9 protein-coding genes and 1 pseudogene are annotated in these 11,175 nt (G+C 46.3%); 4 read left to right on the forward strand and 6 right to left on the reverse strand.

The annotated features are described in order from the left end of the window. Both V7Z60_RS03700 and V7Z60_RS03705 read right to left on the reverse strand, forming a co-directional pair. Window positions 1–577: ATP-binding cassette domain-containing protein (locus V7Z60_RS03700; protein ID WP_334116426.1), on the reverse strand; the 577-nt coding region annotated here is incomplete at its 3' end. A 108-nt stretch (window positions 578–685) separates the two neighbouring features. Next, a complete protein-coding gene (locus tag V7Z60_RS03705) occupies window positions 686–1,354 on the reverse strand; it encodes a hypothetical protein (protein WP_334116428.1) in 669 nt (222 codons plus the stop codon). Window positions 1,355–1,482: 128 nt separating this feature from the next. Here V7Z60_RS03705 and V7Z60_RS03710 point away from each other — a divergent pair, with 128 nt between their 5' ends. Further along, entirely contained in the window at window positions 1,483–1,704 is a 222-nt protein-coding gene (locus tag V7Z60_RS03710) for a hypothetical protein (RefSeq protein WP_334116430.1), read from the forward strand. 219 nt (window positions 1,705–1,923) lie between these two features. Here the strand turns inward: V7Z60_RS03710 and V7Z60_RS03715 are convergent, their stop codons facing one another. From V7Z60_RS03715 to V7Z60_RS03730, 4 genes are all read right to left on the reverse strand, one after another. Further along, window positions 1,924–2,904: a ribose-phosphate diphosphokinase gene (locus V7Z60_RS03715; RefSeq protein WP_334116432.1), complete on the reverse strand. Its 981-nt coding sequence runs from the start codon at window positions 2,902–2,904 to the stop codon at window positions 1,924–1,926. Between the two features lie 78 nt (window positions 2,905–2,982). Continuing rightward, entirely contained in the window at window positions 2,983–4,389 is a 1,407-nt protein-coding gene (gene glmU, locus V7Z60_RS03720) for a bifunctional UDP-N-acetylglucosamine diphosphorylase/glucosamine-1-phosphate N-acetyltransferase GlmU (protein WP_334116435.1), read from the reverse strand. Between the two features lie 40 nt (window positions 4,390–4,429). Further along, the gene (purR, locus tag V7Z60_RS03725) at window positions 4,430–5,263 is read right to left on the reverse strand and encodes a pur operon repressor (RefSeq protein ID WP_334116437.1); all 834 of its coding nucleotides are present in this window, start codon (window positions 5,261–5,263) and stop codon (window positions 4,430–4,432) included. 235 nt (window positions 5,264–5,498) lie between these two features. Continuing rightward, window positions 5,499–7,124, reverse strand: coding sequence for an alpha-glucosidase (locus V7Z60_RS03730; protein WP_334116439.1), 1,626 nt, complete (start codon window positions 7,122–7,124; stop codon window positions 5,499–5,501). Between the two features lie 215 nt (window positions 7,125–7,339). On the opposite strand from V7Z60_RS03730, the pseudogene V7Z60_RS03735 reads away from it, so the two are divergent. From V7Z60_RS03735 to V7Z60_RS03745, 3 genes and pseudogenes are all read left to right on the forward strand, one after another. Beyond that, window positions 7,340–8,541: pseudogene (locus V7Z60_RS03735) on the forward strand (argininosuccinate synthase). Further along, a complete protein-coding gene (gene argH / locus V7Z60_RS03740; protein ID WP_334116440.1) occupies window positions 8,541–9,920 on the forward strand; it encodes an argininosuccinate lyase in 1,380 nt (459 codons plus the stop codon). The pseudogene V7Z60_RS03735 and the gene argH overlap by 1 nt, the downstream one beginning before the upstream one ends. Window positions 9,921–10,045: 125 nt before the next feature. Next, on the forward strand, window positions 10,046–11,175 hold a 1,130-nt coding region (locus tag V7Z60_RS03745), incomplete at its 3' end, for a glycerate kinase family protein (RefSeq protein ID WP_334116441.1).

Raw genomic sequence — 11,175 nt, forward strand, 5'->3', positions numbered from 1 at the left:
AGCTGATTGTTGCAACGTCAAGACCGTTTGTCGGTTCGTCAAGCAAAAGAATGTCCGGGTTTCCGAATAATGCCTGTGCCAGCAGAACCTTGACTTTAAGTGCTTCATCGAGCTCGCTCATCTTCTTTTCATGCAATTCTTCCGGAATCCCTAAAGACTGCAGCAAAGCCGATGCGTCGGCTTCCGCATTCCATCCGTCCATTTCGGCAAACTGTGCTTCAAGTTCGCCCGCTCTGACGCCGTCTTCTTCTGTGAAATCAGCTTTAGCATACAGAGCATCCTTTTCCTGCATGATTTCGTATAGCTTCGTATGTCCTTGAATAACGGTTGACATGACGGTAAAATCTTCAAAGGCAAAGTGATTTTGGTTAAGGCTCGAAATTCGTTCATTCGTTCCAATCGAAATCGTCCCCGTCGTCGGTTCAAGCTGACCCGAAAGAAGTTTCAGGAACGTTGATTTGCCCGCACCGTTTGCTCCGATAATTCCATAGCAGTTTCCGGGCGTGAATTTCAAATTTACTTCATCGTACAATAGACGTCCGGAAAAGTTCAAACTAACATCTGTTACAGTAATCAATTTATTTCCTCGCTTTTTTTCATATTTCCTCTTAATTTAACATGACACGGGTTCTTTGTAAACTTTCCGCAGCAAAAAAGCCCCTGTATTTTGCAGGAGCTTGGTCAATTATTCCAAATTACGGTGCTTGAGGTCAGGAAAGACAATCTTGTCAAAAACACCGACAAGACTTCCCTGAAACAACAGCGCAAATCCGGTTCCGATGTTGATTGCATATATCTGATGCGTCAATGCATACGAAACGATGATTGCAACAATCGGCGGCATGAAGACAGCCAGTTGCGCCAATGAAGAATTACCCTTGAAAAATTTGAAACGCACAATCTGCATCAGGTCGTCCGCAGGGTGAAGCATCCAGTTGATCCTTTGATAGATCGAAATTGCAATCGAGATGAACACGACACCCATGCAATCAAGCACTACACGCAAGAAAAGCGGCAAACTCGCAATGCCGACGTTGAGCAAGAGCGGAGAAAACGCCCCGACCAATGCCGAAAACGGCACCATGAAAATGAAGTTGCCGATGATTCTCCTCACGTCAATTTTCCTTAATAGAATCACGTTCGTAATAATAATCAGGACGCCGAAGATGAACAGCATCATGCTGAGCGAAATCGGCGTCACGTCCGAAATGTTGACTGCCGCAGCCGTCCACAGCGCACTTCCCAAATTCAGCGCTACGGTCAAGGCATTGCCTAAACAGTTAAACATCAGGGAAACAACAAAATAAATCAAAAGCCGAACATTTGACAGTTCCTTGTTTTGTGTGGCCTGCACGAAAAAAACCTTCTTCCCGTTTTGATACGCAATCGATTATATCACAAAATTCAAGACGCGTTCCCACAAAATTCTTCAGCATCGTGGTAGAATAGAGTTGCAGACAACAGCATGAAAGGGTGATTTCTATGAGCGAAAACATATTTTTCAACCCTGGCGATTCAATCGCCAGCGATTTCGATTTTAACAAAGCATACGTTTCAGCACAAATTTATCGACACAAGTCTGAAAAGCCGGTTCTCATCGTCCAGGAAAAAGATGGTCACCCATATTTCATTTTCGATGAAGACGCCGCAATTGAACAGGAAGCGGCTGAAGCAAAGAAGTTTTCGATTATCAGAAAAATTTAGCTGAGCCAACGTCAATCAAGCAGTCAAGCCTCTCAGTTCATCGGACCTGGCTGTTTTTTTAATCTGTAAAATCAAGTCTCCAACTCCTTTTGGTTATTCCGTTATCACGGCAATCTGATTCCTGTATACATAAAAAACCGGAGAACTGCAATAATAATTGCAGATTTCCGGTTTTTAATCTGAGGGATGGTTTTTCCAGCCCTCTTTTTAATTTCAAAATTAATGCTGGTCTCTGTGGAAACGATTCGTGAACAACGGGCTGACAGGCTTGTTCTCATGGATACGCTTGATGGCATCTCCGATAAGCGGACCAACGGATACCTGAACGAGCTTGTCGATCTGCTTTTCTTCCGGAAGCTGAATTGAATCAGTAACAACCAATTGCTTGATTGGTGATTTTTCAATTCTCTCGATTGCGGGACCGGAAAGAACAGGGTGCGTTGCGCAAGCATAAACTTCGATTGCACCTGCATCCATCAAAGCCTGAGCAGCCAGCGTAATCGTTCCTGCCGTGTCAATCATGTCATCAATCAAAACGCAGCGCTTGCCATCAACTGAACCGATGATGTTCATGATTTCAGCAACGTTTGCACGCGGACGACGCTTATCGATGATTGCAATTGGAGCCTTCAGGAACTCAGCCAGCTTACGGGCGCGCGTTACGCCGCCATGGTCAGGCGATACGACGACTGCATCCTTATCCAAACCATTCGTCAGGAAGTAATCGGCCAAAAGCGGAGCACCCATCAAGTGGTCAACCGGGATGTCAAAGAAGCCCTGAATCTGTGCGGCATGCAGGTCAAGCATGATTGCACGGTCTGCACCGGCCTTTTCGATCATATCGGCAACAAGCTTGGCCGTAATCGGTTCACGGCTGCGTGCCTTACGATCCTGACGCGCATAACCATAGTAAGGAATAACAACGTTGATTGTTGCCGCACTGGCACGACGCAAGGCATCAATCATGATCAAAAGTTCCATCAAGTTGTCATTTACCGGAGCCGATGTTGACTGGATAATGAAAATTTCATCACCACGAATTGATTCTTCAATGTTGATGCGAATTTCTCCATCGCTGAAACGGTCAACGGACGTCTTGCCCAACGGAACGCCAACTGATTCAGCAATTTTTTCAGCCAATGGTTTGTTTGAATTCAAAGCAAAGATCTTAAGCTTTGAACCTGTATATTGTTCAGACATAGTATCCTCCAAAATAATTATCTATAAATTATCTTATTCATTATCCGAGATAAAATCAAGCCAATGTCACGCTTTTTACTATTTTTTCTCGTTTTTCTCAGTTTCCGCAGCAGCCCTGGCAACAGGATACCGATCGTAATAGCCTTTCTTGTTTACCTGACGACCCCTTGCGATTGCCATGTCATGCGGCTCGACATCGTCCGTAATCGTTGAGCCTGCGGCAATATAGGAATGATCTCCGACTTCAACGGGTGCAATGATGTTTGAGCCGCTGCCGATGAACGAATAGTCGCCAACGTTCGTATGGTGCTTGTTGATGCCGTCATAGTTAATGAAGACGGTTCCGCATCCGACGTTGATTTCCTTTCCCAGCGTCGCATCGCCCACATAGGTCAAATGTCCGACCTTGGTGTTCCTGCCGATCTTTGCCTTCTTGACTTCAACGAAGTTGCCGATGTGAACTCCTTCTCCGATGTCGGCCAATGGACGCAAATGGCTGTAAGGTCCGATGTTGCTGCCCTTTTGCATGTGAGCTTCTTCAATCAGGGATGATGTAACGGTTACTTCATCATCAAGAACGCTGTCTATGATCTCTGAATTTGAACCGATGAAACAGTCGCTTCCCACGACTGTCCTTCCCTTGAGACAAACGCCCGGTTCAATCACGGTATCTGATCCGATCTGAACGTCGCAGTCGATGTACGTATTATCAGGATCGACAATCGTCACGCCGTTCTTCATATGGCCTTCGTTGATTCTGCTGCGCATCACCTTCGTTGCCTTGGAGAGAGCAACTCTGTCATTGACACCCATCGATTCTTCAAAATTCTTCATGCGATATGCGGCAACGATCTTGTTTTCGTTCTTGAAGATCTCCATGACGTCCGTCAGATAATACTCGCCTTGAGCATTGTCATTTTTAATCTGATGAAGCGCATGGAACAGTTCGCGGTTGTCGAAGACATAAACTCCGGTATTGATTTCCCTGACTGCCGCTTCTTCTTTTGTGGCATCCTTTTGTTCGACGATCTTTTCAACGATTCCGATTTCGTTTCGAATGATCCGGCCATACCCGAACGGATCTTCAGCCTGTGCCGTCAAAACGGTCGCAACAGCGCCCTTTGACTTATGATACTCGAACAGTTCCGAAAACGTCTTGGCCGTGAACAGCGGTGTGTCTCCGCAGGCAATGAGCGTCATTCCGTCAAGACCGCCCAAAATGCCTTCAGCCTGCAAAACGGCATGTCCCGTCCCGAGCTGTTCGGATTGCAAAGCATACTCGGTTCGATTTCCCAAAGTCTCCTTGACCTTGTCTGCCCCGTGACCGATAATCGTTACGATTTTGTCCATCTCATTTTCTTCAATCTGCGTCAGTACATGATCAACCATTGGTCTGCCGCAAACCGGATGCAGGACCTTGTACAACTTGGACTTCATGCGTGTTCCTTGTCCTGCTGCTAAGATAATTGCGTATTTTGCTGTCATTTTCCTACCTCTTAACTTCTTGAATGCCCGTCCTGACGAATTATAATTTTCCAAAAACCCGTTCAAGATAGTTACCCGGACTGACGTGAATCGTCTTGTCCAGAGTATTGACTTTGTCAACTTTCAAAAGCGAAGTATAGTCATCAACCATGCGGTGTCCTTCAAATGAACCTTCGGCAAATACAGTGATCCCTACAAGTTCAGATTCGAATTCCTCAATCATGGACTTCATGCCGTTGACGGTTCCGCCACCCTTCATGAAGTCATCAACGACAAGCACGTGCGAGCCACGCTTCAAACTGCGCTTCGAAAGTTCCATCTTTTCGATTCGCTCGCTTGAACCGGATACGTAATTGACCGAAACGGTTGCACCTTCAGTGATCTTTGAGTCACGTCGGACAATGACGAACGGCACGTTCAAGTAGCTGGACACGCTCTGCGCAATCGGAACACCCTTTGTCGCAACCGTCATGACGGCATCAATCTGCTTGTCGATATACTGACGCGCGATTACGCGGCCGACTTTGCGCAAAACGTCAGGACGACCCAGCAAATCGGAAAGATATACATATCCTCCTGGCAGCAAGCGGTCTTTTTCGGACATTTCCCTTGTCATGTCACCGATAAATGCACGTGCCTCTTCTTCCGAAATGGACGGGATGAATCTTGCTCCTCCTGCCGCTCCCGGAATCGTTTCAAGGACGCCGATTCCCCTGAGCTTAAAAGTACGCTTGATGATTGCCAGATCTTCACTGATTGATGATTTCGCCGATTCGTATCGTTCGGAAAAGAACGTCAGGGAAATTAAGGTATGCGGACGCTCCAAAAGGTAGCGGGTCATATCAATTAAACGATCACTTCTTCTAGTTTTCAAAAAATCTCCTCCATTGCCAAGATTTATTTACGCACAATCCATAACACCAATTATAATGCAATCAATTGTGTTTTCCTAGTTTTTGCATTTCAAATTATTGCGAAAGTTCGTTTTTCAGCTAACAAAAACCCCTGCCCGACATTCATGTCAGACACATAGTTCCAGTATTAGTTAACGTTCGGCAATTTCGCAAACTATTATAGAGTATCACTGGAAGAAGTGTTCGTCAACAGTTTTATTTCACTTCGACCGCAAACGCCTCGTATGGCTTTAAAACCTTGGAACCAAGGTCGATTACGCCTTCATCATAATTGGAAATAAATGAAGTCTGCCGTCCGAATTCGTCTAAATTGATTTTTCTGAATTCGTTCGTGAAGTTGGCACAGACCAGCAGCGTCTGACCTTTGTATTTTCTGAGATAGACAAACACGTCGTCCGGGACGTCGTCGACCATTTCATAATCGCCGTAAACCACGATGTCGTTTTTCTTTCGATAGTCAATCAGTTTCTTATAGGTATGGAAAATTGAATTCTCATCTTCCAGGCACGCCTTTGCATTGATCGTCTGATAGTTGGCATTGACATGAAGCCACGGTGTCCCTTTGGTAAATCCAGCATTTTCGGTTCCGTCCCATTGCATCGGGGTTCTGGCATTGTCTCTTCCCTTCCTGTTAATGCGCTTTATCAATTCTTCCCTTGACGTGCCCTTTTCAAGTTCTTCAAAATACATGTTCCGGCTTTCGATGTCGTCGACTTCCGAAATGTCTTCAACCCTGCAGTTCGTCATTCCAAGTTCTTCGCCTTGATAAACGTACGGCGTTCCCTTCAGCAAATGCAGGACGATTGCCAGCATTTTGGCGCTTTCCACGCGATAGATTCCGTCATCTCCATATTGGGAGACTGCTCTTGGCAAGTCATGATTGCTCCAGAAGAGACTGTTCCATCCCTTATCTCCCAGACACGTCTGCCACTTGGACAAAACCTTCTTGAGTCCCATGACGTCCAAAGGCTTCGTGAACCACTTCGGCTTTCCTTCAATCTGATCCAAAGTCGTTGCCTCAAATTGGAAAACCATGCTTAATTCATTACGTTCGGGATCTGAATAAAGCCTGGCGATGTCGGGAGTTGCACCCCATGTTTCGCCGACGGTCAGCAGATCATGATTCCCAAAAGTTCTTTGATTCATTTCGTTGATGTACTCATGAAGCTTCGGTCCGTTGGCTGAAATCATTCTGTCAGGCTGCTTGCCGATCATTTCAATGACGTCCATGCGGAATCCGCCGATTCCCTTGTCAATCCAGAAATTCATCATGTCATAGACTTCTTCTCTCACTTCAGGATTTTCCCAGTTCAAATCAGGCTGTTTCCTGCTGAAAAAATGCAGATAATACTGCCCGCTTTGCTCATCATACTGCCATGCTGAACCGCCAAAGCACGATTCAAGCGCATTTGGTTCACCGCCGTTGACAGGATCCCGCCAGACATAGTAGTCACGGTATTTTGAGTCCCTTGATTTTTCAGCTTCGATGAACCATGCATGTTCATCGGAAGTATGATTAACGACAAGGTCCATCACGATTCGGATGCCGCGCCTGTTTGCCTGGGCAATCAACTCTTCCATGTCGCTCATCGTTCCGAACTCCTTCATGATGTTCCTGTAGTCAGAAATATCATAGCCGTTGTCGTCATTTGGCGAACTGTAGACCGGAGAAAGCCAGATTGCGCCGATTCCCAGTTCTTCAAGATAGTCCAGACGCGAAATGATTCCCTTCAGGTCTCCGATTCCGTCATTATTCGAGTCCTGAAAGCTGCGCGGATAAATTTGATATACGGTCACTTTCTGCCACCATTTTCTTTCCATTGTCAAACCCCTTCTCTCAAAAAAATATCCTGACCATTACATTGTAAGCGCATACTGCATTTTATGCAACCGGTTTCTACTTTCCGGGCATCCTTCGCTTTTATTCACTTTTTTTGGATATTTTTAATAAAAAGTGAATAATTAATTATTTTGTGTTGCTTTTTCTGAATATTAGCGCTATTATAAAGACATTAATTTAACGGAGGCTTATGGTTATGGAAAAAGAAAAAGTTGTTTTAGCATATTCTGGCGGTCTGGATACTTCAGTTGAAATCGCATGGCTCAAAAATAAAGGATATGACGTCATTGCCTGCTGCATCGATGTCGGAGAAGGAAAAGACCTTGAGGAAGTCAAGCAGAAGGGACTTGCAGTCGGCGCCGTCGAATCAATCGTCATCGACGCCAAAGAGGAATTGCTGAGGAATATTGTCTGCCGGCGCTTCAAGGACATGCATACTATGAAAACAAGTATCCGCTTGTCTCTGCCCTGTCACGTCCGCTCATCGTCAAGCACCTGGTCGAAGTTGCCAAAAAATACGGCGCAACGGCCATTGCTCACGGATGTACGGGCAAGGGCAACGATCAGGTTCGTTTTGAGGTCGGCATCCACGCCTTGGCCCCTGAAATGAAAATCGAAGACCCGATTAGAGAAGTACACTGGTCAAGAGAAGAAGAAATCGACTACGCCAAGGAAAACGGCATCCCTGTACCGATTACGAAAAAGAGTCCATACTCGATTGATGAAAATCTCTGGGGCCGTGCAAACGAATGCGGTATTCTTGAAAATCCATGGAACAGCGCACCTGAAGATGCTTATGCAAGAACAAAGTCCCTGGAAGATACGCCGGACGAAGCAGACGTTATCACGCTGACATTTGAAAACGGCGTTCCTGTCAAGCTCAATGATGAACCGCTGCAACTGGATGTCCTGATTCAAAAACTGGACAAACTTGCCGGCAAGCACGGAATCGGCCGAATTGATCACGTTGAAAACCGTCTCGTCGGCATCAAATCTCGCGAAGTCTACGAATGTCCGGCTGCTACGGTCTTAATGGCCGCACATAAGGACATCGAAGACATCACGCTCGAAAAATCCCTGGCACACTTCAAGATTTACATTGAAGACAAGCTGGCAGACGTTATCTATAACGGTCTCTGGTTCTCTCCTTTAATGAATTCTCTGCTTGCATTCATCAAGGAAAGCCAAAAAGACGTCAACGGCACGGTGCGCGTCAAGCTTTTCAAGGGCAACGTCATTTGTGAGGGCAGAAAATCTGCCAACTCGCTCTATGATGAAAAGCTCGCAACATACACTTCCGCAGACGAGTTCGACCAGGAAGCAGCCGCTGGATTCATCAAGCTTTACGGCCTGCCGACACAGGTTTATGCTCAGGTTCATCAAAAAGGTGAGAAATAATGAGTACGAAGAAACTTTGGGGCGGACGCTTTGAAGAAAGTGCCGCCGCCTGGATTGACCAGTTCGGAGCATCGATTTCGTTTGATCAGCTGATGGCAGACGAAGACATCGAAGGTTCGCTTGCCCACGTCAAAATGCTTAATGAAACTGGGATTTTGACCGAACAGGAAGCAACCGAAATTGAACACGGACTTCTTTCATTAAAGGAAGATTTGTCGGCAGGAAAGCTCGAATTCTCCGACCAAAATGAAGATATTCACATGAACATCGAATCCATGCTGACGGAAAAGATCGGACCCGTTGCCGGCAAGCTGCACACGGCAAGAAGCCGCAACGATCAAGTTGCAACAGACTTCCATCTTTACGTCAAGAAGAGAACGACTGCAGTGATTTCCGAACTTAAAAAACTGCAGAAGGCACTCGTTGACAAAGCTGAGGCAAACGTTGAGACAATCATGCCCGGCTATACCCATATGCAGCATGCACAGCCTATTTCCTATGCGCACTATCTGCTTGCATATTTCGAAATGTTCAAACGAGACGTTGAACGTTTTGAATTCAATCAAAAACATACCGACGTTTCTCCTCTGGGAGCTTGTGCCCTGGCCGGAACGACCTGGCCCATCGACCGTTTCTTAACCGCTGGGGAGCTTGGTTTCGCAGATGTTTATTCAAATTCGCTTGATGCCGTATCCGATCGCGATTTTGCGCTTGAATTTCTGAGCAATGCCTCAATTCTGATGGTTCACCTGTCGAGGCTTTGCGAAGAACTCATCTACTGGTGTTCATATGAGTTTTCATATATTGAAATGTCAGATGAATATTCCACCGGAAGTTCAATCATGCCGCAAAAAAAGAATCCTGACATGGCTGAGCTCATTCGTGGCAAATCAGGGCGTGTTTTCGGAAATCTGATGGGATTGCTGACGGTCATGAAGGGACTGCCGCTTGCATATAACAAGGATATGCAGGAAGACAAGGAAGGCGTCTTCGATGCAGTCAAGACAATCATTCCAAGCATTAAGATCATGACGGGAATGATTGAAACCCTGACCGTCAACAAGGAGAAGATGCAAAAAGCAACCGAAGACGATTTTTCAAACGCAACCGAACTTGCCGATTATCTTGCCGGAAAGGGAATTCCGTTCCGTCAGGCCCATGCCATCGTCGGAAACCTTGTCCTTCAAGGAATCAAGTCACATACTTGCCTTCAGGACATTCCGCTTGAAGAATATCAGAAAATCGATCCCGAAATCGGTGAAGACGTTTATTATGACCTCAAGTCAAAGGCAGCAATCGAACGCAGAAAATCATACGGATCGACAGGTTTTGAGCAGGTTCGTCATCAGATCGAAAAAGCTCGAAAAAGCTTAAATTAGTTAATTCTTCCATAACCGCCAAAGGGCCAGCAATGCTGGCTCTTTTTGGCAATCTTAGAAAAAATTGCAATTATTCAAAAACAACTTCTTGGCATCGGCTATAATATACTTAAGGAAGTGATCCATTGAAAATTTTAATTGCCCCCGATTCATTCAAAGGATGCATGACGGCAAAGGAAGCATGCGCGGCAATCGAAAAGGGACTGAAAAACATTGATGCCAGTGCGCAAATCGTCAAAGTCCCGATGGCGGACGGCGGCGAAGGCACCGTTCAGGCTCTGGTCGATGCATTAAACGGAAAAATCATCACAAAAAAAGTCACCGGTCCCCTGAATAAACCGGTGAACGCCTTTTATGGTCTGATTGAGCAGAAACATCTTGCAGTGATTGAGATGTCTGCAGCAAGCGGCATCCAGTTCGTCAGTTCTGAAACGGCCGATCCGCTGCACGCAACGACCTACGGAACGGGAGAACTTATCCTGGATGCGTTGCAACGCGGTGCAAAAAGGTTCATCATCGGCCTTGGAGGTTCTGCCACTAACGATGGCGGCGCCGGAATGGCACAGGCACTTGGTGTCCGTTTTCTGGACAAAAACAATCAGGAATTGCCTTTGGGCGGAATCGCGCTTGGAAAACTCGCCCGGATTGACCGAACGCAGATGACGCCTTTGCTTGACAAGGCAGCGTTTTCAATCGCATGCGATGTTTCCTGTCCATTGACCGGAAAAAATGGCGCAAGCTTCGTCTTCGGCCCGCAGAAAGGTGCCACTGAAACAGACGTCAAGCTCCTTGATAACGCGCTTGCTCACTATGCAGACATCGCTGCTCCCGAATTAAAAGATGCGTTTGGTGCCGGAGCTGCCGGCGGATTGGGGTTTGCCATGATGGCCTTTTTAAATGCAGTGCCTGATCCGGGTGCACGCTTGATAATTGATGCGGTCGGTCTGGACAAAAAGGCAGCTGATTGCGACCTGGCAATCACCGGTGAAGGAAGCATCGATTTTCAAACCGCATTCGGAAAAACACCGATGGCCGTTGCTGAATGCGTCAGGAAAAATTCGCCGGATTGCATTACCGTCGGCTTGTGCGGACATTTGGGAAAAGACGTTGACATGCTTTACAAAAAGGGCTTTGATGCCCTGTTTCCAATCGTTTCCGGTCCTCAGTCGCTTGAAGATGCGGTGAAGAACGGTGAACTGAATCTGACACGAACGTCGGAAAACGTCTTAAGGCTGATCAAGCGAACTAAATTTTC

This window comes from Ligilactobacillus sp. (assembly GCF_036846325.1).
Classification (GTDB): Bacteria; Bacillota; Bacilli; order Lactobacillales; family Lactobacillaceae; genus Ligilactobacillus.

What these genes read in the sequence shown, in the direction of transcription:
- V7Z60_RS03710 (WP_334116430.1), top strand. Translation starts at nt 1,483, where the DNA reads ATGAGCGAAAACATATTTTTCAACCCTGGCGATTCAATCGCCAGCGAT.
- V7Z60_RS03715 (WP_334116432.1), bottom strand. Translation starts at nt 2,904, where the DNA reads ATGTCTGAACAATATACAGGTTCAAAGCTTAAGATCTTTGCTTTGAAT.
- glmU (WP_334116435.1), bottom strand. Translation starts at nt 4,389, where the DNA reads ATGACAGCAAAATACGCAATTATCTTAGCAGCAGGACAAGGAACACGC.
- V7Z60_RS03730 (WP_334116439.1), bottom strand. Translation starts at nt 7,124, where the DNA reads ATGGAAAGAAAATGGTGGCAGAAAGTGACCGTATATCAAATTTATCCG.
- argH (WP_334116440.1), top strand. Translation starts at nt 8,541, where the DNA reads ATGAGTACGAAGAAACTTTGGGGCGGACGCTTTGAAGAAAGTGCCGCC.